At 66.9% G+C, this 26,370-nt stretch carries 25 protein-coding genes; 5 read left to right on the top strand and 20 right to left on the bottom strand.

All coding sequences use genetic code 11. The features are described from left to right. Window positions 1-73: 73 nt before the first annotated feature. The 20 genes from KVG96_RS21620 to cbiE form a co-directional block, all read right to left on the bottom strand. On the bottom strand, window positions 74-913 hold the full coding sequence (locus tag KVG96_RS21620; protein WP_217893857.1) for an urease accessory protein UreD: 840 nt from the start codon (window positions 911-913) through the stop codon (window positions 74-76). A gap of 30 nt (window positions 914-943) precedes the next feature. After that, on the bottom strand, window positions 944-1,642 hold the full coding sequence (gene urtE, locus KVG96_RS21615) for an urea ABC transporter ATP-binding subunit UrtE (protein WP_217893856.1): 699 nt from the start codon (window positions 1,640-1,642) through the stop codon (window positions 944-946). Between the two features lie 117 nt (window positions 1,643-1,759). Then, window positions 1,760-2,632, bottom strand: a complete 873-nt coding sequence (gene urtD, locus KVG96_RS21610) for an urea ABC transporter ATP-binding protein UrtD (protein WP_217893855.1) — start codon at window positions 2,630-2,632, stop codon at window positions 1,760-1,762. Beyond that, a complete protein-coding gene (gene urtC / locus KVG96_RS21605) occupies window positions 2,629-3,708 on the bottom strand; it encodes an urea ABC transporter permease subunit UrtC (RefSeq protein WP_217893854.1) in 1,080 nt (359 codons plus the stop codon). The genes urtD and urtC overlap by 4 nt, the downstream gene beginning before the upstream one ends. Then, a complete protein-coding gene (gene urtB, locus KVG96_RS21600; RefSeq protein WP_217893853.1) occupies window positions 3,708-5,210 on the bottom strand; it encodes an urea ABC transporter permease subunit UrtB in 1,503 nt (500 codons plus the stop codon). Before urtB ends, urtC begins: the two co-directional genes overlap by 1 nt. Window positions 5,211-5,369: 159 nt before the next feature. After that, window positions 5,370-6,635, bottom strand: coding sequence for an urea ABC transporter substrate-binding protein (urtA, locus tag KVG96_RS21595; RefSeq protein WP_217893852.1), 1,266 nt, complete (start codon window positions 6,633-6,635; stop codon window positions 5,370-5,372). Between the two features lie 283 nt (window positions 6,636-6,918). Beyond that, window positions 6,919-7,929: a FecCD family ABC transporter permease gene (locus tag KVG96_RS21590; protein WP_217893851.1), complete on the bottom strand. Its 1,011-nt coding sequence runs from the start codon at window positions 7,927-7,929 to the stop codon at window positions 6,919-6,921. Beyond that, complete coding sequence (locus KVG96_RS21585; protein WP_217893850.1) at window positions 7,926-8,873, bottom strand: ABC transporter substrate-binding protein; 948 nt, start codon at window positions 8,871-8,873, stop codon at window positions 7,926-7,928. Before KVG96_RS21585 ends, KVG96_RS21590 begins: the two co-directional genes overlap by 4 nt. Further along, the gene (locus KVG96_RS21580; RefSeq protein ID WP_217893849.1) at window positions 8,870-9,658 is read right to left on the bottom strand and encodes an ABC transporter ATP-binding protein; all 789 of its coding nucleotides are present in this window, start codon (window positions 9,656-9,658) and stop codon (window positions 8,870-8,872) included. The genes KVG96_RS21585 and KVG96_RS21580 overlap by 4 nt, the downstream gene beginning before the upstream one ends. Before the next feature lie 12 nt (window positions 9,659-9,670). Beyond that, window positions 9,671-11,794 carry a TonB-dependent receptor gene (locus tag KVG96_RS21575; protein WP_217893848.1) on the bottom strand — a complete coding sequence of 708 codons (2,124 nt, stop codon included), beginning with the start codon at window positions 11,792-11,794 and terminating at the stop codon, window positions 9,671-9,673. 151 nt (window positions 11,795-11,945) lie between these two features. Continuing rightward, window positions 11,946-13,325, bottom strand: coding sequence for a PepSY-associated TM helix domain-containing protein (locus KVG96_RS21570; protein WP_217893847.1), 1,380 nt, complete (start codon window positions 13,323-13,325; stop codon window positions 11,946-11,948). A gap of 156 nt (window positions 13,326-13,481) precedes the next feature. Beyond that, entirely contained in the window at window positions 13,482-15,596 is a 2,115-nt protein-coding gene (locus KVG96_RS21565) for a TonB-dependent copper receptor (RefSeq protein ID WP_217893846.1), read from the bottom strand. A gap of 84 nt (window positions 15,597-15,680) precedes the next feature. Beyond that, window positions 15,681-16,121, bottom strand: a complete 441-nt coding sequence (locus tag KVG96_RS21560; RefSeq protein ID WP_217893845.1) for a DUF2946 domain-containing protein — start codon at window positions 16,119-16,121, stop codon at window positions 15,681-15,683. Window positions 16,122-16,142: 21 nt separating this feature from the next. Further along, a complete protein-coding gene (locus tag KVG96_RS21555; protein WP_217893844.1) occupies window positions 16,143-16,622 on the bottom strand; it encodes a copper chaperone PCu(A)C in 480 nt (159 codons plus the stop codon). 48 nt (window positions 16,623-16,670) lie between these two features. After that, entirely contained in the window at window positions 16,671-17,072 is a 402-nt protein-coding gene (locus KVG96_RS21550) for a DUF2946 domain-containing protein (RefSeq protein ID WP_217893843.1), read from the bottom strand. Window positions 17,073-17,169: 97 nt separating this feature from the next. Beyond that, entirely contained in the window at window positions 17,170-17,460 is a 291-nt protein-coding gene (locus KVG96_RS21545; protein WP_217893842.1) for an addiction module antidote protein, read from the bottom strand. 3 nt (window positions 17,461-17,463) lie between these two features. Next, window positions 17,464-17,766, bottom strand: coding sequence for a type II toxin-antitoxin system RelE/ParE family toxin (locus tag KVG96_RS21540; RefSeq protein WP_217893841.1), 303 nt, complete (start codon window positions 17,764-17,766; stop codon window positions 17,464-17,466). A gap of 159 nt (window positions 17,767-17,925) precedes the next feature. Next, complete coding sequence (locus KVG96_RS21535; protein WP_217893840.1) at window positions 17,926-18,654, bottom strand: cobalt-precorrin-6A reductase; 729 nt, start codon at window positions 18,652-18,654, stop codon at window positions 17,926-17,928. Further along, a complete protein-coding gene (locus tag KVG96_RS21530) occupies window positions 18,651-19,748 on the bottom strand; it encodes a cobalt-precorrin-5B (C(1))-methyltransferase (RefSeq protein WP_217893839.1) in 1,098 nt (365 codons plus the stop codon). Before KVG96_RS21530 ends, KVG96_RS21535 begins: the two co-directional genes overlap by 4 nt. Beyond that, entirely contained in the window at window positions 19,741-20,952 is a 1,212-nt protein-coding gene (gene cbiE, locus KVG96_RS21525; protein ID WP_217893838.1) for a precorrin-6y C5,15-methyltransferase (decarboxylating) subunit CbiE, read from the bottom strand. Before cbiE ends, KVG96_RS21530 begins: the two co-directional genes overlap by 8 nt. A gap of 183 nt (window positions 20,953-21,135) precedes the next feature. Here cbiE and KVG96_RS21520 point away from each other — a divergent pair, with 183 nt between their 5' ends. The 5 genes from KVG96_RS21520 to cobJ all read left to right on the top strand — a co-directional run bounded on the left by KVG96_RS21520 (window position 21,136) and on the right by cobJ (window position 26,278). After that, window positions 21,136-21,786, top strand: coding sequence for a hypothetical protein (locus tag KVG96_RS21520; RefSeq protein WP_217893837.1), 651 nt, complete (start codon window positions 21,136-21,138; stop codon window positions 21,784-21,786). Window positions 21,787-21,929: 143 nt separating this feature from the next. After that, window positions 21,930-23,228 (top strand): precorrin-3B synthase, encoded by a 1,299-nt coding sequence (cobG, locus tag KVG96_RS21515; protein WP_217893836.1) that lies wholly within the window; start codon window positions 21,930-21,932, stop codon window positions 23,226-23,228. Continuing rightward, entirely contained in the window at window positions 23,221-23,847 is a 627-nt protein-coding gene (locus tag KVG96_RS21510) for a precorrin-8X methylmutase (RefSeq protein WP_085582734.1), read from the top strand. The genes cobG and KVG96_RS21510 overlap by 8 nt, the downstream gene beginning before the upstream one ends. Further along, complete coding sequence (locus KVG96_RS21505) at window positions 23,844-24,578, top strand: precorrin-2 C(20)-methyltransferase (protein WP_437180512.1); 735 nt, start codon at window positions 23,844-23,846, stop codon at window positions 24,576-24,578. The genes KVG96_RS21510 and KVG96_RS21505 overlap by 4 nt, the downstream gene beginning before the upstream one ends. Further along, window positions 24,578-26,278, top strand: a complete 1,701-nt coding sequence (gene cobJ / locus KVG96_RS21500; protein WP_217893835.1) for a precorrin-3B C(17)-methyltransferase — start codon at window positions 24,578-24,580, stop codon at window positions 26,276-26,278. The genes KVG96_RS21505 and cobJ overlap by 1 nt, the downstream gene beginning before the upstream one ends. Window positions 26,279-26,370: the final 92 nt, after the last annotated feature.

The following is a 26,370-nucleotide window of genomic DNA, read 5'->3' as shown; positions in this document are numbered from 1 at the left end:
AGTTCGAAAAGGTGTCGGAGCGGCGGGTGCCGATCCCTGTGGGAGCGAGCCCGCTCCCCCGGAAAATCTCCATTCAGGTGTTCCAGATCCGTGGCGGCACGGCCTCGCGGCCCAGCAGCGCCGGGCGCAGCAGGCGCCACAGGCCGATCAGCCAGGCGCGGGCCTGCAACGCCTCGGCGGCCAGGCAACGGGCCACCAGCAACCCCGGCAATTGGGTCAGGTCACCGCGCACGTCAGGGGCCAGGGCACGGCAGCGCTCCAGCAGCCCGGCGTCGATCTCGCCGGTGACCAGCAACGTGGCGAACACCGGATGGCCGTCCAGCCCGATCGGCGAGTCCAGCAGGCCGTCGCTGCCTGCGATGCGCTGGCGTTCGTGCCAGAGCGGCCGACCGTCGCGGCGGATGTCCAGGTGCGCCTGGAAGTGGCCGCGGTCGAAGCGCTCGCCGGCGGCCGGGCGGCCCAGCGCCACCACGTCCCAGTAGAACAGGCGGGCGTCCCCTTCAAGGTCGATCGAGGTGGTGAGTTCGGCCTGGGCGGCGCTGTAGACGATGGTTTCCTGGGGCAGCCATTCCAGGGTCGCCCCGGGGCCGACGCGCAGGTCGAGCCGCTGGAAGGCCGGCCCGGCCGCGCGGTACCACTTGGCCGCGCCGGGGCTGGTGATCTGGGCCCAGGCGTCCCGTTCGACATGGGCGTCGATGTTCAGCCGGTCGCCGCCGGCGATGCCGCCCGGCGGGTGCACGATGATGTGCTGGCAGACCTCGGGCCCTTCGGCGTACAGGTGCTTTTGCACGCGCAACGGGCCGAGGTGGCGGCGCCGGGTCGGGCGGGTGCAGTCGCCGGAGCGGGCGTAGGCCAGCTCCAGTTCGGCGTGCCAGCTCGGGGTGAACAGGGCGGTGGGGACGGGTGAGTTCATGTTCTTCGATGATCGCCGGGACGCTACAGACTAGATCGTTACCAGCCCGCGCACACCCTCGGCCTCCATATTTTCTCCGCGGCCCTGCTGCACGATCTCGCCGCGGGACATCACCAGGTACTGGTCGGCCAGCTCGGCGGCGAAGTCGTAGAACTGCTCCACCAGCAGGATCGCCATGTCGCCGCGGGCGGCGAGCCGCTTGATGACGGCGCCGATTTCCTTGATCACCGACGGCTGGATGCCTTCGGTGGGCTCATCGAGGATCAGCAGTCGCGGGCGGCTGGCCAAGGCGCGGCCGATGGCCAGCTGTTGCTGCTGGCCGCCGGACAGGTCGCCGCCGCGCCGCTGCTTCATTTGCTGCAGCACCGGGAACAGCTCGTAGATGAACGCCGGCACCTCTTTGGCCTCACGGCCGGGAAAGCGCGACAGGCCCATCAGCAGGTTCTCTTCCACGCTCAGCCGCGCGAAGATTTCCCGGCCCTGGGGCACGTAGGCGATGCCGGCGTGCACGCGCTGGTGCGGCTTGTGCGCGGTGATCGCTCGGCCTTCCCAGTTCACCGTGCCTTCCTTGGCCGGCAACAGGCCCATCAGGCATTTGAGCAGCGTGGTCTTGCCCACGCCGTTGCGCCCGAGCAGGCAGGTGACTTCGCCGACCTTCGCCTCGAAGCTCAGGCCGCGCAGGATGTGGCTACCGCCGTAATACTGATGAAGTTTTTGGACCTGTAGCATCGGAACTCCGTTAGTTGGGCTTCAAGCGGCAAGCTTCAAGCTGCAAGTTAGAACGGGAGGGTGTACGGATTTGTTTTTGGCTTGCCGCTTGAAGCTTGCGGCTTGGAGCTGGCCGATTCACCTTCCTAAGTAAACTTCGATAACTCGCTCATCGGCCTGCACCTGCTCCAGCGACCCTTCGGCCAGCACGCTGCCCTGGTGCAGCACGGTGACGCGGTCGGCGATGGCGCCGACGAAGCCCATGTCGTGCTCCACCACCATCAGCGAATGCTTGCCCGCCAGCGACTTGAACAGCTCGGCGGTGAACTCGGTCTCGGCGTCGGTCATGCCCGCCACCGGCTCGTCGAGCAACAGCAACTGCGGGTCTTGCATCAGCAGCATGCCGATCTCCAGGAACTGCTTCTGGCCGTGGGACAGCAGGCCCGCCGGGCGATTGACCGAGGCGCTCAGGCGGATGGTCTCCAGCACCTCGGCGATGCGGTCCTTCTGCTCGCCGCTCAGGCGCGCCCGCAGGCTGGCCCACACCGACTTGTCGGTCTTCTGCGCCAGCTCCAGGTTCTCGAACACGCTCAAGGCCTCGAACACCGTGGGCTTCTGGAACTTGCGGCCGATGCCGGCCTGGGCGATCCGCACCTCGCTCATTTGCGCAAGGTCCAGGGTTTCGCCGAACCAGGCCTTGCCGCGGGTGGGGCGGGTCTTGCCGGTGATGACGTCCATCAGCGTCGTCTTGCCCGCGCCGTTGGGGCCGATGATGCAGCGCAGCTCGCCGACGCCGATGTACAGGTTCAGGTCGTTCAGGGCCTTGAAGCCGTCGAAGCTGACGCTGATGTCTTCCAGGGTCAGGATCGTGCCGTGGCGGGTGTCGAGCCCCGGGCCCGCACGCTGGCCGAGGCCCAGGGCATCGCGGCCGGTGCCGGCGTCGCGGTTCGGGTCCAGCGGCGGGAAGAAGGCCGGTTCGAGCATGAACTCGGCGCTGGCGGTCACTCTCATGGCTCACCTCGTTTTTTCAGCAGGCCGATCACGCCTTTGGGCAGGTACAGGGTCACGCCGATGAACAGCGCACCGAGAAAGAACAGCCAGTATTCGGGGAAGGCCACGGTGAACCAGCTCTTCATGCCGTTGACCAGGCCGGCGCCGAGCAACGGGCCGACCAGGGTGCCGCGGCCGCCGAGGGCGACCCACACCGCAGCTTCGATGGAGTTGGTCGGCGACATCTCGCTCGGGTTGATGATCCCCACCTGCGGCACGTACAGGGCGCCGGCCAGTCCGCACAGCACCGCGCTCAACACCCAGACGAACAGCTTGAAGCCGCGCGGGTCGTAGCCGCAGAACATCAGGCGGTTCTCCGCATCGCGCAGGGCGGTCAGCACCCGGCCGAACTTGCTCCGGGCCAGGCGCCAGCCGATGAACAGGCTCGCCGCCAGCAACAGCACGGTGGCCAGGAACAGCGCGGCGCGGGTGCCGGGTTCGGTGATGCCGAAGCCCAGGATCGTGCGGAAGTTGGTGAAGCCGTTGTTGCCGCCGAACCCGGTCTCGTTGCGAAAGAACAGGAGCATGCCGGCGAAGGTCAGGGCCTGGGTCATGATCGAGAAGTACACGCCCTTGATCCGCGAGCGGAAGGCGAAGAAGCCGAACGCCAGCGCCAGCAGCCCCGGCGCCAGCACCACCAGGCACAGGGCCCAGAGGAAGTGGTCGGTGCCGCTCCAGTACCAGGGCAATTCGCTCCACGACAGGAACGTCATGAATGCCGGCAAGCCGTCGCCGGCGGCCTGGCGCATCAGGTACATGCCCATGGCGTAGCCGCCGAGGGCGAAGAACAGGCCGTGGCCCAGGGACAGCAGGCCGGCGTAGCCCCAGACCAGGTCCAGCGCCAGGGCGACGACGGCGTAGCAGAGGATCTTGCCGACCAGCGTCAGGGTGTAGGCCGAGACGTGCAGCGGGCTGTCCGCCGGCAGCAGCGACAGCAGCGCCAGGGCGATCAGCAGGGCGAACACCGCCGCGCCGACGGCGGCGGTGAGGGTGGCGCCGGCCTTTTGCGTGGCCGTGAGCAGCAGTGGCTGGTTCATCAGTCGATCACCCGTCCCTTGAGAGCGAAGAGGCCTTGCGGACGCTTCTGAATGAACAGAATGATCAGCGCAAGGATCAGGATCTTGCCGAGCACCGCACCGATCTGCGGTTCGAGCAGTTTGTTGGCCACACCGAGGCCGAAAGCGGCGCACACGCTGCCGGCCAGTTGGCCGACGCCGCCGAGCACCACCACCAGGAACGAGTCGATGATGTAGCTCTGGCCCAGGTCCGGCCCGACGTTGCCGATCTGGCTCAGCGCCACGCCGCCGAGGCCGGCGATGCCCGAGCCCAGGCCGAAGGCGAGCATGTCGATCCGCCCGGTAGGCACGCCGCAGCAGGCGGCCATGCTGCGGTTCTGGGTGACGGCGCGCACGTTCAGGCCCAGGCGCGTCTTGTTCAGCAGCAGCCAGGTCAGCGCCACCACGAACAGCGCGAAGCCGATGATCACGAGGCGGCTGTAGGGCAGCACCAGGTTCGGCAGCACCTGGACCCCGCCGGACAGCCACGCCGGGTTGGCCACCTCGACGTTCTGCGCGCCGAACGCCAGCCGCACCAGTTGGATCAGCATCAGGCTGATGCCCCAGGTGGCGAGCAGGGTTTCCAGCGGCCGGCCGTAGAGGTGGCGGATCACTGTGCGCTCCAGCGCCATGCCGATGGCGGCGGTGACGAAGAACGCCACCGGCAGCGCGATCAGCGGATAGAACTCGAGGGCCTGCGGCGCGTGGCGCTGGATCAGCAGTTGCACCACGTAGGTCGAGTAGGCGCCGAGCATCAGCATTTCGCCGTGGGCCATGTTGATCACGCCGAGCAGGCCGAAGGTGATCGCCAGGCCCAGCGCCGCCAGCAGCAGGATCGAGCCCAGGGACAAGCCGCTGAACGCCTGGCCGAGCAGGTCGCCGACCAGCAGCTTGCGCTTGACCTGGCCCAGGCTGGTTTCGGCCGCCGTGCGCACGCCGGCGTCGGTTTCGGCACCGGGTTCGAGCAAGCCTTCGAGACGGGTGCGGGCCAGCGGGTCGCCGGTCTCGCCGAGCAGGCGCACGGCGGCCAGGCGCACCGCCGGGGCGGCGTCCGCCAGTTGCAGGTTGGCCAGCGCCAGGCTCAGGGCGGCGTGGACGTGCTCATCGGTTTCGCCGGCCAGTTGCCGGTCGAGGAAGTTCAATTGGGCGGGCTTGGCGCTCTTCTGCAATTGCTGCGCGGCGGCCAGGCGGATCTTCGCGTCGGCGGCGAGCAACTGGTGGCTGGCCAGGGCGGTGTCGGTCAGGCCCCGCAGGCGGTTGTTCAGGCGCAGGATCCTGGTCTGGCCGTCGACCGTCAGCTCGCCTTGCTGCAGGGCGCCGAGCAATTCGATGCGGGCCGGATCGGGCTGCGCGGCCCAGGCTTCCAGCAGTTTGGCCTGTTGCGCGGGGTTGGCGGCGACGAAGTCTTCGGCGTCCCCGGCGTGGGTGGCCATCGGCAGCAAAAGTGCGACGGCCAGGATCAAGCGGATAAGGGCAGTGGGCATAGAGAGGCGCCTTGCTTGGATTGTGTGGGAGCTGGCTTGCCGGCGATGCAGGCGACCCGGTGCACCTGGCGAACCGAGGTGATGCCATCGCTGGCAAGCCAGCTCCCACAGGATCGGTGTCAGGCTCAGGCGTTGTGCCCAAGCCTGACGTTCAAGGGGTCAGTTGCTCTTCACCGCATACTCCGGCTTCTTGTCGTTGCCCGGGATGAACGGGCTCCACGGCTGGGCGCGCACCGGGCCTTCGGTCTGCCAGACCACGTTGAACTGACCGTCCGGCTGGATCTCGCCGATCATCACCGGCTTGTGCAGGTGGTGGTTGGTCTTGTCCATGGTCAGGGTGTAGCCCGACGGCGCGGCGAAGGTCTGGCCGGCGAGGGCTTCGCGCACCTTGTCGACGTCGGTGGACTTGGCTTTCTCCACCGCCTGGGCCCACATGTGGATGCCGACGTAGGTGGCCTCCATCGGGTCGTTGGTCACGGCCTTGTCGGCGCCCGGCAGGTTGTGTTTCTTCGCGTAGGCTTTCCAGTCATCGACGAACTGTTTGTTCACCGGGTTCTCGACCGACTCGAAGTAGTTCCACGCCGCGAGGTTGCCCACCAGCGGCTTGGTGTCGATGCCGCGCAGTTCTTCCTCGCCCACCGAGAACGCCACCACCGGCACGTCGGTGGCTTTCAGGCCCTGGTTGGCCAGTTCCTTGTAGAACGGCACGTTGGAGTCGCCGTTGACGGTGGAGATGACCGCGGTCTTGCCGCCGGCCGAGAACTTTTTGATGTTGGCCACGATGGTCTGGTAGTCGCTGTGGCCGAACGGGGTGTAGACCTCTTCGATGTCCTTGTCGGCCACGCCTTTGGAGTGCAGGAACGCACGCAGGATCTTGTTGGTGGTGCGCGGGTAGACGTAGTCGGTGCCGAGCAGGAAGAAGCGCTTGGCGCCGCCGCCGTCCTCGCTCATCAGGTACTCGACCGCCGGGATCGCCTGCTGGTTGGGCGCGGCGCCGGTGTAGAACACGTTCGGCGACATTTCCTCGCCTTCGTACTGCACCGGGTAGAACAGCAGGCCGTTGAGCTCCTCGAACACCGGCAGCACCGATTTGCGCGACACCGAGGTCCAGCAGCCGAACACCACTGCCACCTTGTCCTGGGTCAGCAGTTGCCGGCCCTTCTCGGCGAACAGCGGCCAGTTCGACGCCGGGTCCACCACCACCGGCTCCAGCAGCTTGCCGTTGACGCCGCCCTTGGCGTTGATTTCGTCGATGGTCATCAGCGCCATGTCCTTGAGGGACGTCTCGGAGATCGCCATGGTGCCGGACAACGAATGCAGAATCCCGACCTTGATGGTCTCGGCGGCCTGGGCCGTCCAGGTCATGCCCATCGCGGCAATGCTTGCCGAGAGTGTGAAAGCCTTGATCAAACTGCGACGCTTCATTGTGCGATCTCCATGAACGTTCGAATTTTCTGGGTTGGCAGAGGCGGACGACCGGAGAGGTTTTGCAAGGGCTGTGCCCGGTCTGGGACGGGCAGGGAAATACCGGTTTAGAGCGGTTGCCGCATGGCGCAGCGCACCATGAGAGGACGGATTGCATGCAACGGTGCACGTGCGTGCGCCAGATCAGGGCATCCCTGTGGGAGCGAGCCTGCTCGCGACGGGGCCGTGCCGGCCGACATCAGGGGCGAGTGCTCACCCCATTCACGAGCCGGCCTGCGCCGGATCAGCGGCGACGCATCAGGCCGATGAAGAACAGTCCGCCGAGGGCCGCGGTGGCGACGCCGATGGGCAGGTCTTCGGGAGCGATCAGCGTGCGTGCGGCGACATCGACCCACACCAGGAACACACTGCCGAGCAACACGCACACCGGCAGCAGGCGCCGATGTTCTGCACCGATCAGGCGCCGGGCGATGTGCGGCACCATCAACCCGACAAAGCCGATGGAGCCGCTGATCGACACCAGCACTCCAGTCATCAGCGAGGCGATCACGAACACCCGAAGACGCACCGACCGGGCATTCAGGCCGAGGGTGACGGCAGTCTGTTCGCCGGCCATCAAGGCGTTCAGCGGTCGGGCCATGCCGATCAGCAAAATCAGCCCGAGCAGGACGCTGAGCGCCGGCACCGCCAACAACTCCCAGCGGGCGAGGCCGAGGCCGCCGAGCATCCAGAACATCACCGCGGAACTGGCGCGGTGGTCGCCCATGAACAGCAGCAGGTTGGCGACCGCCATCATCACGAACGACACCGCCACGCCGCACAGCAGCAAGCGGTCGCTGTCGAGCCGACCGTGCCGGTTGGCGATGGCCAGCACCGTCAGCATGCTCAGCAGCGCGCCGATGAACGCAGCCGCCGGCAGGGTCAGCAGCCCGGCGATCTCGCCGACGTGCAGCACGACGATCACCGCGCCCAGGGTCGCGCCGGACGTGACGCCGAGCAGGTGCGGATCGGCCAGCGGGTTGCGCGTCACCGCTTGCAGCACCGCGCCGATCAGCGCCAGCCCGGCGCCGACCAGGGCGCCGAGCAGCATGCGCGGCACCCGGATCAGCCAGACGATGTGTACCTGGCCGGCGCTCCAGTCCGGCACGCCGACGGCGAACAGCTTGTGCAGCAGGATCCGCCACACCACGTCCACCGGCACCCGCGCAGGACCTGCGCCCAGCGACACCACGCACGACACCAGCAGCACGGCGCCCAGCGCGGTCAGCAGCAACGCGTAGCGACGGTCGCTCATTCGCCGTGGAACCCCTTGGCCAGGGTTTCCACCGCCAGCACGTTGTCGATCCCTGGCGTGGCCTGCACGTAAGGGATGACGATGAAGCGCTGGTTCTTGATCGCGTCCACCGATTGCAGCGCCTTGTTCTTCAGCAGAAATTCAATCTTCTGCTCGGCGGTGATTTCGCTGTAGTCGACGATCACGATCACCTGCGGATTGCGCTCGACCACGGTTTCCCAGTTGACCCGCGTCCAGCTCGCCTCGACGTCATCGAGCACGTTGCGTCCGCCGGCGGCGTCGATCAGCGCCTGGGGCATGCCGAGGCGGCCGGAGGTCATGGCGCGGTCTTCGCCGCTGTCGTACAGGAACACACGCGGTTTTTCGGCGGGCAGGTCTTTGCGGATTTCGGCGACCTGGCTTTGCATGTCGGCGACCAGCGCGTCGGCGCGGTCCTGCACGTCGAAGATCTTTCCGAGGTTGCGCAGGTCGTTGTAGGTGTCGTCCAGCGTGGCGGCCGGGCGTTTCATCACGAAGGCGCAGGATTCGGTCAGCTCATAGACGTTGATGCCCAGCGGTTGCAGGGTTTGCGGCGTGAGGTCGCCACCGACGCGCATGCCGTAGTCCCAGCCGGCGAAGAAGAAATCGACGTTGGCGTTGAGCAGGGTTTCCACCGACGGGTACTTGGCTGCCAGTTCCGGCAAACCGTCCAGAAGCGACTGCATGTGCGGCGTCACCGATTTCCAGCCGCTGACGCCGCTGTAGCCGGCCATCTGCGGCTTGAGACCGAGGGCGAGCATCATCTGGGTCATGTTGATGTCGTGGCTGACCGCGTGTTTCGGCGCTTCCTTGAAGGTCACTTCGCGGTTGCAGCTCTGGATTGTCAGCGGGTACTTCGTGGCCTCGGCGAAGGCTTGGGGGGTGCCCAGCAGCAGAGCGAGGCAAAGCAGGGAGCGCACAGTCATGGTCGGGTTATCCAGGTGATTCGCGGGTAGCCGTGGAGGGGGTGGGAATCGATCAATGCTTCGACGCCGAACACGTCGCGCAGCAATTCAACAGTGAGGACTTCTTGCGGGGCGCCGCTGGCGACGATGCGACCGTGGTTGATCACATACAACCGGTCGCAGAACGCGGCGGCCAGGTTCAGGTCGTGAATGCTTGCCAGGGTGCCGATCTGCAGACGCTTGACCAGCTGCAGCAGTTCCAGCTGATAACGCGGGTCGAGGTGGTTGGTCGGCTCGTCGAGGATCAGCAGTTGCGGTTGCTGGGTCAGGGCGCGGGCAAGGATCACCCGTTGTTTTTCACCGCCGGACAGTGTGGCGAACGCATGATCTTCGAAGCCGTCCAGCCCCACGGACTTGAGGGCCTGAGTGGCGAGGTGGCGGTCTTCAAGCGTGTCGCCGTCGAACAGGCCCTTGTGCGGCGTGCGGCCCATGGCGACCACTTCTTCCACAGTCAGGCCGAAGGCATCGGGGAACTCCTGCAGCACCACGGCGATGCGTTGCGCACACCAGCGTGAAGATTGCTTCCAGACATTGTGATGATCGAGTTTGACCTCACCGCGTTCCGGCTGGCTGAAGCGGTAGGCGCAGCGCAACAGGCTGGTCTTGCCGCTGCCGTTGGGCCCGATCAGCCCGACGAACTCACCGGCGGCCACGTGCAACGAGGCGTCACGCAGTTGGAACCGGTGATGGCAGTGGCCGTGGCCCAGGGGGGACCATCTCAGGTCGGTGAGGGTCAGTGAGGTCATTTCGTTCCTGTTCTAAAAGGTGTAGTCAGCCGTGACAAAGAACGAACGAGGCTCACCCAGAATCCACTGCTGGCCCTCATTGTATTGGCTTTGCGCATAGGTCCGGTCAAACAGATTGTTCACCTGCAATCCCAGCGTGGTGTTGCGCAGGGCTTTCCACGACAGCGTCGCATCGACCACGGTGTAGCCCGGCAGCTCGTTGCGGTTGGCCATGTCGGCGTAGCGCGCATCGACGTAACGCACGCCGGCGCCGGCCTTCAGGTCATCGGTGAGGGCCTTGTCCAGCCACAGGTTGGCGGTGCGCCGCGGCACGTCCACCGGACGGTTGCCGTTGCGCGAGACCGGCACCCCGGCGACCACCTCTTCGAAGTCGTCGTACTTGGCCTTGACTATGGCCGCGTTGGCCTGCATCCGCCAGGCGTGCGGCAGTTGCAGGTCGAGGCTGGCTTCCAGGCCGTTGGATGACTGTTGGCCGACCTGCTGCTTGAGCGTCGGATTGCCCGGATCGTCGGTCAGCAATTTCTTTTTCACGATGCGGTAGGCCGCCAGGGTGAATTCGCCGCGATCGTCCCAGAACAGCTGCTTCATGCCGATCTCGGTCTGCCGGGCGGTGGCCAGGTCGTACTGCTGCTGGCCCGGGCTCAGGGAAATCAATCCGCCGACGCCGTCGGTGCTGGTGGCCAACTGGCCGTAGAACGAGGTCTGCGGCGTCAGGGCGAACACCAACCCGGCCTTCCAGTTGTTGCCGGTCAGGGTCTTGTCGCTGCGGCTGTCGTTGACCAGGTTGTCGCGGTCCACGTGCACGTAGTCGCGGCGTACCCCGGTCACCAGCGACCAGCGCTCGCTCAGTTGCGTGCGGTTTTCGGCGAACGCCGACATTTGCTTTGTGGTGCTCCGGAACTGGCCGCGGTAAGGGTCGGCGCTTTCGAAATAACCCGGTTGCGGGCGGTACAGATCCAGCGGCTGGCCGTCCGGCAACACGTCGTTGAACGGCGAGTTGCTGTCGAGCCGGAAGCGGATGCGGTTGTGGTCGACGCCGGTGACGGTCTGGCTGTCGAGGCCGAACAGCGAGTGTTTGAAGGTGAAGCTCTGGCGGTCGCCGACCTGCTCCTGCTTGTGGCCGATGCCGAAGTAGCCGCTGCGGCTCAGTTGCCCGCTGTCGCGGTCGAAGTTGTAGTTCTCGGCGTTCTGCCAGCGGCGTCGGGCCTTGAGGTAATACAGTTCGTTGCTGGCGCTGACCGAGTCGTTGATCTGCCAGTCGCTGGTCAAGCGCGTCCACTGGTCGTTGTAGTGCTGCTTGTCGTCGCGCACGTTGTAGTTCTTGTTGCGCAGGCTGTCCTTCAGGCGGCCGTCGATCAGCGGGGTGCCGAAATAGTTCTGCGGGCGCTGGTCGCCGTAGTCGTGGGCCAGGGTGAAGGTCAGGTCGTCGCGTGCCTGCCAGCGCAGGGCGGCGCTGACGAAGTCGCCGGACGAGTCGCCGCGGTCGATCCAGCCGCTGCTGCGCAGGCGGTTGAGGTTCAGGCGGTAGCTCAGGGTGTCGCTCAGCGAACCGCCGCTGTCGAGCGCCTGCTGCTGGGTGTCGAAGGAGCCGTAGCCGACGCGCAGGCGGTTTTCGATCTCGCCCTCGAAGGGCTTTTTCGGGATCGTGTTGACCACCGCGCCCGTGGCGCCTTCGCCATACAGCACCGAAGCCGGGCCGCGCAGCACGTCGACGCGTTCCACCGACCAGGTGTCGACAGGGAACGTCACGGTGCCCATGCCGGTGTACAGGCGGTTGCCGTCATACAACTGCATCACCGAACTCTGTCCGGTAAATCCCCGGGCCTGCAACGAAGTGCCGCCATCGCCCGGCGTGCCGGTGCGGCTGATGCCGGTGCTGCGCGACACGGCGTCCTGCACGCTGCGATCGCCCCGGGCGCGGATCCGCTCGCCGGTGAGGCTTTCGGTGCTGGCCGGGGTCTCCAGCGCGCTGAGGTTCAAGCGCGAGCCGGCGCCGGTCGGGGTGGCGAGGCTGACGGCATCGTCATCCACCGCCGGCGCGGTGATGGTGCCGGTGGGCAGCGTCAGCGGCGGGGCGTCGGCATGGGCGCCGTTCGCCGCGAACAGGCAAAGGCCGGACAGGAGGTACTTGTTCATCTGAGCTTCAAATCGCTTCTTCAAAAGAAAGCCCGCCGTCCTTCGACGGCGGGCAAAGCGGTCAGTTAGTGTTATACAGTAACACTAAAATGTCCGGGGGGCTAAGCCCCGAAAGTGTATAGAAGCGTCTAAATCACGCATCTCGCCTGATTCATGATGAAGTTGAAGCCGATTCAGTTTGCCGCCCCAACCGCGACAGCAACAGCCAGTCCAGCAGTCCCACCACCACCAGCGAAGCCCCCACCAGCGGGAATGCCACGCCCAGCGCCAGCATGATCGCCACGCCGGTTTTCCATTTCGGCAGGTCGTGGCGCAGCGGCGGAACGCCGAACTTGCCCTGCGGGCGGCGCTTCCACCAGATCACCACGCCGCTGACGGCGCTGAGCAGGATCATCAGGCAGATCAGCAGCACGACGATCTGGTTGACGGTGCCGAACATCTTGCCTTCGTGCAGCATCACACCGATCTCCGTGGCCCGGGCGACGGCGCCGTAGTGCTCGAATCGCACATCGGCCAACACCTTGCCGGTGTACTGATCGACGTGCAGGGTGGCGTCGTTGCGTGGGTCGTCGGCGAACACCGCGATGGTGAACACGCCGGTGGCGGTGGTCGGCATTGTGATGCTGTAGCCCGGCTCGACCTTGCGCTCAAGGGCGATGTTCTGCACAGCCTGCAGACTGATGGCCGGCGCGGCGGGCCCGTGTTGCATGCCGCCGTGGGCCATGTGTTCGGCGTGGTCGCCGGACATCGGCATCGGGGTGTTTTCCATGGCCCACGGTACGGTCTGGCGAGCGGCGTCGTTGAGGCTGCCGGCCTCGACGTCGGAGGTCGGCACGTTGTCCCACATCGCCGCCGGGAACACGTTCCACACCTGGGCGTATTGCTTGCCCCAGAAACCGGTCCAGGTCATGCCGCTGAGCAGCATCACCAGCAGCAACGCCGCGCCCCAGAAGCCGGTGACCGCGTGCAGGTCGCGCCACAGCACGCGGCCGCGGCTGTTCAGCCGTGGCCACAGAATCCCGGCCGCCTGACCGCGCGGCCACCACAGAAACACCCCGGACACCACCAGCACCACGCCCCAGCCGGCGGCCAGTTCGATCAGTCGGTCACCGACAGTGCCGATCATCAATTCGCCGTGGATCGCCCGTGCGAGCGCTTGCAGGTTCCGCTTGGCGTCCTGCTCGCCGAGGATGTCGCCGTGGTACGGATCGACGAACACGTTCAGCTCGTGGCCGGCGTCCTTCACCACGAACTGCGCGCTGCGTCCGGCGGCCGCCGGCGGCAGGTACTGGGTGACCTGGCCTTGCGGGTAAGCGCCCTTGACCCTTTGCAGCAGGTCATCGGCCGGCACGGTGTGGTGCCCGGCCGGGACGTTGAGCAGGCTGCCGTACATCAGCGAGTCGAGCTGCGGCTTGAACAGGTAAATGATGCCGGTCAGGGCCAGCATCACCATGAATGGCGCGACGAACAGACCGGCATAGAAATGCCAGCGCCAGGCCAGGTTGTAGAAATTCGGTTTGGGCTGTTTCATCACGTGTGCTCCGCTTGGCTTGGATCTTTTAGTTGTTCTGTATCTGTTGAACTGTGGTCACTGTGGGAGCGAGCCTGCTCGCGAAAGCGCCGCATCAGGCGACATCGATGGTCGCCTGTGCCGTCCCCTCGCGAGCAGGCTCGCTCCTACAGGGGGTCAGAAACTCATGTCCACCTTGGTCCAGAGCGTGCGCCCCGGCTCCTTGATCGCTTGCGGGTCGTTGGCCGGGTAGCCGAACCCGGCGTTGCCCGCCAGGTTCAGGTGTTCGGCGTAAGCCTTGCCGAACAGGTTGTCGACGCCGGTGCTGACCTTCCAGTGCCGGTTGATCCGGTAGGCACCGTTGAGCGAGAACACGCCGAAGCCCGAGCTCTTGCCGTAGTCCTTGTCGACCACGTTGCCCTTGTTCTGGTCGATGCGGTTCTGCGCGGCCACCACCCTCCACAGGGCGCCGGCGCTCCAGTCGTCTTCGCTGTAGGTCAGGCCGAACCGCGCGTCCAGCGGTGGCATCTGCGGCAATGCCGTGCCGTCGCTGCTGTTCTTGCCCCAGGCGTAGGCCAGGGTCGCGTCGGCTTTCCAGCGCTCGGTGAGCCGGTAGGCGGCCCCGAGCTCGCCGCCCATGATCCGGGCGTCGATGTTCTCGGCGCGGGAGGCCATGCCCGTGTAGTCGAACAGGATGTAGTCGCGCACCTGGCCGATGTAGCCCGAGGCCCAGGCGTCGAGGTCGGCGCTCTTGTAGTTCACGCCGAAGTCGAGCTGGGTGGTCTTTTCCGGCTTGATCGAATCGAACGCGTTCAGCGAACCGGCCGGGCCCGATTTGGGCGAGAACAGCTCCCAGTAGTCCGGGAAGCGCTGGGCGTGGCCCAGGCCCGCATACAGCGTGGCCGGGGTGTCGGCCAGGTCATGCTCGTAACGCACGAAACCGCTGGGCAGGGTGTCGGCGCGGGTGTCGTCGGCGGTCGGGTTGGGACGGGACATCATGCCCGAGCCGATGCGCTGGCGGTAATCCTTGGCCGAGGCGCGGTCCACCCGGGCGCCGGTGATCAGGCGGTCGCGGTCGGCGGCGTACCAGGTCAGTTCGCTGAACACGCCGTAGTTGTGGAAATCGGCGTCCTTGTTGCGCGGCACATCCTTGTAGGCGTCGATGCCCATGGCGGCGCGCTGGCGGTGCTCGTCGGTCTGCGCGTCGAGGCCGGTGACCAACTGGATGTCGGCCCAGCGCCAGGTCGCCTTGATCCGTGCGCCGAGGGTGCGCCGGTCGACGTTGGAGGCCATCGGCCCGGCCATCATCCCGGTGCCGGACGGCGTGCGCAGGGTGTAGTTGTCCATCACGTGGTCGGCGTAGTTGTAGTAGACCTGCGCCTCCAGTTTCTCCAGCACGTCAGTGATATTGGACTTCTCGAAGCGCAGGCCCAGGCTTTCGCGCAGGAACTGCGAACCGTCCATGCCGCGCCCGGCGTAGCGCGCTTCGCCGTCGCCGCGGCCGGCGGTCAGTTCCAGCAGGGTGTCGGCGTCCGGCGTCCAGCCCAGCGCCACATCGCCGTTCCACTTGTCGTAGCGCGAGGCGACGGTGTCGTTGTTGCCGTCGCGGTAATCGTCGGAATGGGCGGTGTTGCCGATCACCCGCACGTAGCCCAGCGAGCCGCCGGCGGCGGCATCCAGCACTTTGTCGAAGCGCCCGTTGGAGCCCGCCAGCACGCTGGCGTTGACCCGGGTGCCGAGCTCGCCGAAGCGTTCCGGCTCACGGTCGAACAGGATCGTGCCGGCCGAGGCGCCGGGGCCGTAGAGCACGGTCTGCGGGCCTTTGATCACGGTGAGTTTGTCGTAGGTCTCGGGCGAGATGTACGAGGTGGGCGCATCCATCCGGCCGGGGCAGGCGCCGAGCATCACGCTGCCGTTGGTGAGGATGTTCAGGCGCGAGCCGAACATGCCGCGCAGCACCGGATCGCCGTTGGTGCCGCCGTTGCGCACCAGGGCGAAGCCGGGGATGGTCTTGAGGTAGTCGCCGCCGTCGCTGGCCGGCACCGGCTGGCGCGGATCCTTGGGATTGGTGACGACGGTCAGCGGCGAGCTCGGGGCCAGGGCGGTGATCACCGTCGGGCTCAGTTCCTCACTGACGGCGCTGTGGCCGGCATGTTCGTCGGCCAATGCCAGCGGGGACAGCAGGACGCCGCAAAGGACGGCGGTGGCGTGCCTGAAACGAACGCGGGATTCGGTCAGGGCAAAAGACGTTCGGGCAGGGCTCAAACGCGGGACAGCGGAAAACCTGGACATGACAATTTCCATCGGACAGTCGTAAACGACACGGCCGGCAGCCTGTGGCTGTCTTCTCGACCGTGTGCAATCAGCAGTGGGCGTTTACGCTGCGACGGGCGGGGCGCGGGGGCGGGCGCCGGGGAAGAAGGTCTGCCGGGCATGGCCCAGGCGCGGGGAGGGTGGCGTGAAGGTGTTGACCAGCGGGATGCTGAACGTGGCGAAGGTGCCGCCGCCGGTCAGCGCCGGGCAGTTGAACAGCAGGCTGCAGTAGCCGCACTTCTCCCACATCACATGGCGGGACGACTGCGGCGGGCAGTGTTCGGCGGCCGGTTGCGCGTCCGGCGCGGCGTGATCCATGCCCGGCATGTCCATCGTCATGCCCATCGGCATGTTCATGGAGGCGTGCGAGTCCATCGGCATCGACTGGGAAACCAGCGGGCCGATGAAGATCATCAACATGGCGAACAGGGCGATCCAGCTGCCGCGGGTCAGGTCTCTGGCCTGACGGCGTTGCAGGGAGGGCCTGGCGCTCAGCGGGCGCATGGCCGGCGTCTGCCGTTGCGGTTACTGGGCGTGCGCGTGGGCCGGCATGGCCTGCGGCGCTTCCTTCTGCACGGCGACTTCGACGGTCACGTCACCGGCCTTCTCGAAGTGCAGGGTCAGCGGAAAACGCTTGCCGTCGGTGAGCAGGCTGCGGTCACTGGGGTTCATCAGCATCACGTGGTACGCCATCGGCGCGAAGGTCACGTTGCCGCCGGCAGGAATCGCCACGTTCGGCACCTGCTGCATCTTCATCAGGTCGCCCTGCATCACATGCTCGTGCAGTTCGGCCTTGGGGGCGATCGGAGAGTCGACGCCGAGCAGGCGGTCGTCGGTCTTGCCGGCGTTGTGGATCACGAAATAGGCGGCGACGGTCGGGGCGTTGGGCGGCAGTTCCTGCGACCACGGGTGGGCGATTTCCAGTTCGCCCGCCTTGTATTCGTGGGCATGGGCGAAGCAGGCAGGCAACAGCAGCGCGGCCAGGACGATGAGTTTGTTCAACATGACGGTTCTCCAGATCGATTTGAAACGCAGGTCAAATGCGGCAACAAATCAAGCCAGAGGGGAAGCGCGGGGATTGAGGTCGGGCCATTGCTGGCGGGGCGTTGGTGCTTGCATCGTGACGGGCGCCACGCTGCGGTTGCTTTCGTAGCGGGCGAAATACAGCTGCGGCGAGTGCCCGGGCAACGCCAGCACCGGCGCTGCGCCTGAGCAGCACCAGCAATGCTGCATGGCGGAATGCTCGTCGCCGCCCTGGGGCGCCTTCTGGTCGACGGTGCCGATGGACACCGCCACCATTTTCGTCCCGCTGCCGGTGCAGAAGCTGCTCCACAGCAATTGTTCGGCGGGCGACTGCGCCGCCCGGGCCATCGATCCCGTCAACGGCATGGCGAGCATGTTGAACAGCACTGCGAAGCAGGCGATCCAGGCAATGGCAAGCCGGTGTCGGTTCATGGGACGGATCCGTCGGGTGGGCGATCAGGCGCGGCTATTTAGCCTGATCAGGGCCGATAAGTAAAAAAGCGTCGTGCGGTTTGGTGTCGCAGCATGCTTACAGCGCCACGGCATGCAATCTCAAACCCAATGCCTTCATGACTTTCATGATAGTTGCGAATTCAGGATTGCCAGTGCTGCTCAGCGCCTTGTACAGACTCTCACGACCAAGACCTGCGTCCCGAGCGACCTGGGTCATGCCTTGGGCACGGGCGATGTCATTGAGCGCCGCGCGTATCAGAACCCCGTCACCGGCGTCTTCGTCAAAGCAGGCATCCAGATAGGCCGCCATGTCCTCAGGGGTTTTGAGGTACTCGGCAGCGTCAAAACGGGTGAATTCTTCGGTCATGACTTACTCCTCATTACCGATGCTATGTGCCATCTGCACGGCGTGTTTGATGTCTCGCCTTTGTGTCGATTTGTCGCCTCCCGTCAGCAACAGATAAATCACTTCCCCTCGACGTGTGAAGTACACCCTGTAACCGGGGCCGCAATGAACACGCATTTCATAAACGGCGTCACCGACGAACCTGCAATCGCCAAAGTTGCCCAGTTCGGCCGCCCTGAGCCTGGAGAGGATTCGGCCTTTACCGGTGATGTCTTTTAGGGAATCGAGCCATTCGGAAAAAATACGGGATCGTTCAAAGGCGATCATGTCGGGATCGTATTCCTTGGGATACAGGCAGGCAAGCCGTATTTTCTGGCCGCCTGAATGTCTGGATTAAAGGAAACGAAGTATTGGAGTGAGGGGGGAGTGAAAAACAGTCGGCTGCATCTTCAAAATTTGCGGGCAAAGTCGCAGACGAGTTCGAACTCAGGAAAAGTCTGACATCGTCAGGGCTTCAAGGGCTTCAGACGTACGCCAAAACACCCGATCCACCTCCGGCAACGCCGGCCGCCCCAAAACAATCACCGGCACCCCTCGCTCCCGCGCCACCGCAAGCTTCGGCTCGGTCGCCGCGCTGCCGCTGTTCTTGCTGATCAGCACGTCGATCTGCCGCCGCTCGAACAGCGCCCGTTCGTCCTCGATCAGGAACGGTCCACGGGCGCCGATGACTTCGCAGCGTTCGTTGCCGGGACAGGCGTCCAGGGCGCGCAGGGTCCAGAACTGGTGGGCGGGGATTTCGTCCAGGTGCTGCAAGGGCTCGCGGCCCAGGGTGAACAGCGGGCGGCGGAAGGGTTGGAGCGCGTTGACCAGTTCGCTCCAGTCGGCGACTTCGCGCCAGTCGTCGCCGGGCTCGGCTTGCCACGCGGGACGGCGCAGGGCCCAGCAAGGAATGCCCGTCCGTTGCGCGGCGCTTGCCGCGTTGCGGCTGATTTGCGCGGCATAGGGATGGGTGGCGTCGAGCAGCAGGCCGATGCCCTCGTCGCGGATGAACTGTGCCAGGCCTTCGGCGCCGCCGTAGCCGCCGGTGCGCACCCGGCAGGTCAGGTCGGTGGGCACCCGGCCGATGCCGGCCAGGCTGTAGATGTGTGCCGGCCCCAAGGTGCGGGCGATGGCCAGCGCTTCGGTGACGCCGCCGAGCAGAAGGATCCGCTTCATCGAAACGCTCCCGCATGGCCGACGATGCCGCCCTGGCGGTCGATCGCGAACACCTCGACCTGCACTTGCGCCGGCACCACGCTGCGGGCGAATGCCAGCGCGTGGCGGCAGACCTCGTCGCCGAGGGCGATGCCCGCCGCGCTGGCCATCGCCAGTGCCTGCTGGCTGGTGTTGGCCTCGCGGATGCGTTGCTGCAAGGCCGCATCGGCGCCCACCGCCGCCGCCCAGCCGGCCAGTTGCGGCAGGTCGATGCTCGAATGGCGCGAATGCAGGTCCATGTGCCCGGCCGCCAGCTTGCTGATCTTGCCGAAGCCGCCGCACAGGCTGAGCTTGTCCACAGGCACCTTGCGCAGATGCTTGAGCACCGCGCCGACGAAGTCGCCCATTTCGATCAGGGCGATTTCCGGCAGGCCGTAGACCCGGCGCATGGTGTCTTCGCTGGCGTTGCCGGTGCAGGCGGCGATGTGCAGGTAGCCGTTGGTCTTGGCGACGTCGATGCCTTGATGGATCGAGGCGATGTAGGCCGCGCAGGAGAACGGCCGGACGATGCCGCTGGTGCCGAGGATCGACAACCCGCCGAGGATGCCCAGGCGTGGGTTCATGGTCTTCAGCGCCAGGGCCTCGCCGCCCTCGACGTTGACGGTGACGTCGAAGCCGCCGCCATAGCCGGTCTCTTCGGCGAGCAGGGTCAGGTGGTCGCTGATCATCTTGCGCGGCACCGGGTTGATCGCCGGCTCGCCGACGGCCAGCACCAGCCCCGGCCGGGTCACGGTGCCGACCCCTTTGCCGGCGTTGAAGCGGATCCCGGGTTCAGCGGACAGCCGCACCTGCGAGTACAGCAGGGCGCCGTGGGTCACGTCGGGGTCGTCGCCGGCGTCCTTGATCGTGCCGGCCTCGGCGCCGTCGTCCGTCAAGCGGCAGAACTCCAGGCGCATCTGCACCTGCTTGCCCTTGGGCAGGGTGATCTGCACCGCGTCCGCCGGGGCGCCGCCGAGCAGCAGCCGCGCGGCGGCGAGGCTGGTGGCGGTGGCGCAGCTGCCGGTGGTCAGGCCGCTGCGCAGGGGGGCGGGTTGTTCGGCGGTTTCGTCACGCATCGAGGGGTTTGACCAGTTCCAGCAGGGTGATCGGCAGCGCCTGGCGCCAGGTGTCGAAGTCGCCCAGCGGTTGCGCCTGGGCGACGTGGAGGCGGGTCAGTTCGCCGCCGTGGCGTTCGCGCCAGTGCATCAAAGCGGTCTCGCTCTGCAGGGTCACCGCGTTGGCGACCAAACGACCGCCGGGCTTGAGCTGCGCCCAGCAGGTTTCGAACACGTTCTGGCGGGTGACGCCGCCACCGATGAACACCGCGTCCGGCCGTTCCAGGCCTTCGAGTGCCTGGGGCGCGCGGCCGCGGATCAATTGCAGGCCGGGCACGCCCAGGGCGTCGCGGTTGTGTTCGATCAGTTGCTGGCGGCCCTCGTCGGCCTCGATGGCCAGCGCCCGGCAGCTGGGGTGGGCGCGCATCCATTCGATGCCGATGGAGCCGCTGCCGGCGCCGACGTCCCACAGCAGCTCGCCGGGGCACGGCGCGAGGCGGGCGAGGGTGACGGCGCGCACGTCGCGCTTGGTCAACTGGCCGTCGTGGCGGAACGCTGAGTCCGGCAGCCCGGCCAGACGCGACAGGCGTGGGGCGCCGGTGTCGGCCAGGCATTGGAGGGCGATCACGTTGAGGTCGGCGACGGCCGGGGCGTTCCAGTCGTCGGCGGTGCCGTCGATGCGGCGCTCGGCGTTACCGCCCAGATGTTCGAGCACCGTGAGGCGGCTCGGGCCGAACCCGCGCTCGCGCAGCAGCGCCGCGACCGCCGCAGGGCTCTGTGCATCGTTGCTCAGCAGCAGCAGGCGCACGCCGCTGGACAACTGCGCGTTGAGCGCCGCCAGGGGACGGGCGACCAGCGACAGCGTCACCACGTCCTGCAACGGCCAGCGGAGCCGCGCGGCGGCCAGCGAGCAGGAGGACGGCGCCGGCAGGACGCTCATCTCGTCGCCCGGCACCTGACGGGCCAGGCTGGCGCCGACGCCGTAGAACATCGGATCGCCGCTGGCCAGCACGCATACCGCCTCGCCCCGGCGCTCCAGCACCGGCGCCAGCGAAAACGGGCTCGGCCACCGCTGGCGCTCGCCACGGATGCACACCGGCAGCAAGTCCAGCTGGCGCTGGCCACCGACGATCCGCGAGGCGTCCATCAGGGCGCGCCGGGCATTTCTGCCCAGGCCCTTGAAGCCGTCTTCTCCGATACCTACCACTGTCAGCCAGGGCGCCATGCCGCTCCTCAATCCGGGGTTATGGGTCAAGGCGGCATGATAGCGCGGCTGACGGCGTCTGGCGCCGGCCGGTTGCCGGTGAAACTTCATGTCGTGGAAAGCAGGTTGTCCTGCCCGAGGCGTTTGTTAGGGTGCAGGCCTACACAGACACGCATGCCAGGGTTGGCAGCAAGGAGCAGGAATATGCATGAAGGAACAGGGGCGTTCGGGCATGAAGCGACGCTGGTGGGCGATGTCTTGCTCACCGGCGTTCGGGGGCAGCCGATGGCGGACTACGGGTTTGCGCTCGACTGCACCTATCTGGCCAAGAGACAGGCCGACAGCGTCTATGACAGCGGTACCCAGCCGGGACGGTGGATCGACTATTTCGCCGATCTGCTGTGGTCCCATGGCTGGAACCGTGACCAGCCGTCCGTGGAATACGTTCAGCCGCAGTTTTCCGGCAGCGTGAAGCAGGCATGGATCAGGGTCGCCGACAGGCTGCTGTCCCGTGAACAGGTGGCCGGCGTGGAGGCCGGGCTGACCTCGCTCGAGCGCAGGGCCGATCTGCTGGAAACGACCCAAGGGCTCAGCGGGAAGGCTTTCGACCTGAAGATCGTGCCGGTCAGCTACAACGCGGCCGGCGACATGGAACTGGTCGTGACCCATGTGCGGTTCATCAAATCCAGCCTGAACACCCGCTATCTGTTCTGGGACATCTCGCAGGCGATGACCCAACTGGACATCCGGGCCCGGCGGGTGGTGATCTCGCGCAGGGTCATGGAGGCCCGGCGGCCGAGCGTGGCCAAGGCCATGGAAAACCTGTCGTTCGGTTTTGAGGATTACGAGCTGTAGCCGCGCCTCGGGCTGCGCCGTGCAGCCTCGTGGAGGGTTTCCGACCGTCAGGCTTTTCATGGCCTTGGGCAAAGCAGGCATAATGGCCGCCTTTCGCCCGCCCACGTGCCCAGTCAGCCGGTCAACCCTTGAACGAACGTCCGATGTCCACCGCCCTTCGCCCCTCGGCCTGTCCGGGGCTGCTGCGCACCGTCCAGGCGCTGGACGGCGGCATTTGCCGGATCAAGCTCGACGGCGGATCGGTCACGGCGGATCAGGCCGAAGCGGTGGCCGAGGCCGCCGAGCGTTTCGCCGGCGGCGTCATCGAGGCGACCAACCGCGCCAACCTGCAGATCCGCGGGATCGGCGACCGTTCCGCGGCCCTGGTCGAACGGCTGCTGGGCGCAGGGCTCGGGCCGCGCACCGCCGCCGGCGACGATGTGCGCAACCTGATGCTCAGCCCATCCGCCGGGATCGACCGGCAGATGCGTTTCGACACCCGTCCGCTGGCGCGGCAGATTCTCGAAACCCTGCAATGCCATCCGCGCTTTCACGAGCTGAGCGCCAAGTTCGCCGTGCAACTGGACGGCGGCGAAGCCCTGGCGATGCTTGAGCACCCCCATGATTTGTGGCTGTCGGCCTGCGAACGCGACGGTCAGGTACTGCTGGCGTTCGGCCTGGCCGGTTGCCCGACGGAGCCTGCGCCGGCGGCGGTAGCGCTTGAAGACGGTCATGAACTGATTGTCGCGGTGCTGGAACTGTTCCTCGAGTCGGCGCGCCCGGAGCAGGCGCGGATGCGCCATCTGCTGGATGAACTGCCGCTGCCGGCCTTCCTCGAACGGCTCGGAGCGCGCTTGCCGCTCAAGGCCCTCGACGGCTGGCAGCGCCCGCAGGCCGACGGCGCGCTGCACATCGGCGTTCACCGGCAACACGCGGCGGGGCGGGTCTACGTCGGCGCGGTGCCGCCGTTGGGGCGTATTGACCCGGCGATGCTGCGTGGCGCCGCGGACCTTTCGCGACGTTTCGGCGACGGCAGCCTGCGGTTCACCCCGTGGCAAAGCCTGCTGCTGCCGAATGTCTGCGAGTCCGACGCCGGGCAGGTGCTGCTCGGGTTCGAACACTTGGGGTTGCGTACCCAGGCGAGCGATCCGCTCACCGCCGTGATCGCCTGCACCGGCGCCAGCGGCTGCGGCAAAGGCCTGGCCGACACCAAGGCCGACGCCCGCCGGCTGGCCGCGCTGCTGCCGCAGGCCCAGGCCGTGCACCTGTCCGGCTGCCCGCGTTCCTGCGCCGCCGCGCACCGTGCCCCGGCGACACTGCTGGCCGTCAGTCCCGGCCACTATGATCTTTATCTGCGCGATGCGGCGTTGCCCGGCTTCGGCGCGCTGCACGCCCAAAACCTCACTATCGACGCGGCCGCGACCCTGCTCGCCGCCCGCTCACGGAGCCCCCTTGATGCTTGATTACATCCGCGACGGTCAGGAGATCTATCGCAACTCCTTCGCGATCATCCGCGCCGAGGCCGACCTGGCGCGCATTCCGGCCGACCTCGAAAAACTCGCGGTGCGGGTGATCCACGCCTGCGGCATGGTCGAGGCGGTCGACGGCCTGCAGTTCTCCGAAGGCGCAGGCAAGGCCGGGCGCGACGCGTTGGCCGCCGGGGCGCCGATCCTGTGCGATGCGCGCATGGTGGCCGAAGGCATCACCCGCGCGCGCCTGCCGGCGGACAACCCGGTGATCTGCACCCTGCGCGACGAGCGTGTGCCGGCACTGGCCCGCGAGCTGGGCAACACCCGTTCCGCCGTCGCGCTGGAACTGTGGCGCGAGCATCTGGAAGGCAGCGTCGTGGTGATCGGCAACGCGCCGACCGCCCTGTTCTACCTGCTGGAGATGATCGATGCCGGTGCCCCGAAACCGGCGCTGATCCTGGGCTTCCCGGTGGGCTTCGTCGGCGCCGCCGAATCCAAGGCCGCGCTGGCCGCCGACAGCCGTGGCGTGCCGTTCGTGATCATGCAGGGTCGCCTCGGCGGCAGCGCCATGGCCGCCGCCGCCGTCAACGCACTCGCCACGGAGATCGAATGATGCAGGCAAAAGGACGCTTGATCGGCCTGGGCGTGGGCCCCGGCGACCCCGAGTTGATCACCGTGAAGGCCTTGCGCCTGCTGCGCGAGTCGCCGGTGGTGGCCTACTTCGTGGCCAAGGGCAAGAAGGGCAATGCCTTCGGCATCATCGAGGCGCACCTGCAGGACGCGCAGAACCTGCTGCCGCTGGTGTACCCGGTGACCACCGAGGCGCTGCCGGCGCCGCTGTCCTATGAACAGGTGATCAGCGACTTCTACGACGGCGCCGCCGAAGAGGTGGCCGCGCATCTGGACGCCGGCCGCGACGTGGCGGTGATCTGCGAGGGCGATCCGTTCTTCTACGGCTCCTACATGTACCTGCACGACCGCCTCGCCGTGCGCTACGAAGCCGAAGTGGTGCCGGGCGTGTGCTCGATGCTCGGCGGCGCCTCGGTGCTGGGTGCGCCGCTGGTGTACCGCAACCAGAGCCTGTCGGTGCTCTCCGGCGTGTTGCCGCACGAAGAACTGAAGCGGCGTCTGGCGGATGCCGACGCGGCGGTGGTCATGAAGCTGGGGCGCAATTTCCCCAAGGTGCGCCAGGTGCTGGACGAACTCGGCCTGGCCGAACGCGCGCTCTACGTCGAACGCGCGACCATGGCCAACCAGAAGATCGTGCCGCTGGATGAGGTCGAGCCGATGTCGTCGCCGTACTTCTCGCTGATCATCGTCCCCGGCGAACGGTGGCAAGGCTGATGACTCCCATGCCTCCAGCCATCGTTATCCTCGGCCAGGGCAGCCTGGCCACCGCCCGGCGCATTCAGCAGGTCTACCCGGCGGCGCAGATCCTGGGCCTGGCCGGGCGGGTCGACGGCGCCGACCGCACCTACACCGAATTCGGCGACACCGTGCGCGGGCTGTACCGGCAAGGCACGCCGATCGTCGCCCTGTGCGCGGCGGGCATCGTCATCCGTACCCTGGCCCCGTTGCTGCTGGAGAAGGGCGAGGAGCCTGCGGTGCTGGCCGTCGCCGAAGACGGCAGCGCCGTGGTGCCGCTGCTGGGCGGCCTGGGCGGCGTCAACGTCATGGCCCGGGAGATCGCGGCCGGCCTTGAGGTCGCGGCGGCGATCACCACCAGCGGCGAGCTGCGCTTCGGCACCTGTCTGCTCAATCCGCCGGAAGGCTACGTGCTGAGCGACCTGGAGTCCGGCAAACGCTTTGTCTCCGATCTGCTGGCCGGGCACCGCGTGCGCATCGAAGGCGCTGCGCCGTGGCTGGATCAGGCGCAGTTGCCGCAGGATCCCCAGGCGCAGCGCTCGATCCATGTCGGCAGCGATGCGCAGGCGGTGAGCGCCGATGAATTGCGGATCTATCCGCGCAGCGTGGCGGTGGCGGTGGCGGTGAATGGCGAAGGCGCGCAGAGCATTCGCGCCGCACTGCAAGCGGCCGATGTGGCGTTGCAGTCGCTGGCTTGCCTTGTCGCCGCTGACGAGCACATGTCGGATCCGGTACTGCGCGAAACCGCGCTGGAACTGGGTGTGCCGCTGCGTTTTGTCGCCGCTGCGCATGACATCGCCGGGCTGGCCCGCGGGGCCGTCCCTGGCGCGAAGGTCATTGAAGTGTCCTCGCGCATGGCCGTCGCCGTGGCCGGCCAGCCGTTGGACATCGCGCAGATCGGCCGCCCGCGCGGCCGCCTCGCGGTGATCGGCCTCGGCCCCGGCGCCGCCGAGTTGATGGTGCCGGCGGTGAAGGCCGAACTGGCCCGGGCCACCGACGTGCTTGGCTACGAAACCTATGTGCGCATGGCCGGTCCGTTCCGCGACGATCAGATCCGGCACTGCACCGACAACCGCGAAGAGATGCAGCGCGCCCGTCATGCGTTCCGGCTGGCGGCCGAGGGGCGTTCGGTGATCGTGGTGTCGTCCGGCGATCCGGGCGTGTTCGCCATGGCGGCGGCGGTGCTTGAGGCGTTGCACGAGTCAAACGACCCGGCGTGGCACAGCGTCGAGCTGGAAATCCTGCCGGGGGTGTCCGCGTCCCTCGCGACGGCTGCCCAGGCCGGCGCGCCGCTGGGGCATGACTTCTGCGTGATGTCGCTGTCGGACAACCTCAAGCCGTGGTCGATCATCGAGAAGCGTCTGGACCTGGCCGCCGAAGCGGATCTGGCCCTGGCGTTCTACAACCCAATCTCCCGCGCACGTCCCTGGCAGTTGGGCCGTGCGCTGGAGATCGTCGCCCGGCACCGCACGCCGCAGACGCCGGTGGTGTTGGGGCGCGACATCGGCCGTCCCGGCCAGACCCTGCGCACCACCACGCTGGGCGTGCTGACGCCGGATCAGGTTGACATGCGCACCATGGTGCTGATCGGCTCTTCCACCACGTGCACGTTCCCTCGGGCCGAAGGCGGGGAGTGGGTCTACACGCCGCGCTGGTACGGTGAAAAGCCGACCTCGTGACAACGGAGTAAACTGTGTCGTTGTATTAAAAAGGCCGTGAAACCTAAAGTTTCACGGCCTTTTTTGTGGTGCAAACATTAGTGCTCAAAACA

Source organism: Pseudomonas ekonensis (assembly GCF_019145435.1).
Taxonomy (GTDB): domain Bacteria; phylum Pseudomonadota; class Gammaproteobacteria; order Pseudomonadales; family Pseudomonadaceae; genus Aquipseudomonas; species Aquipseudomonas ekonensis.
This window is presented reverse-complemented; position numbering and strand designations above follow the sequence as displayed.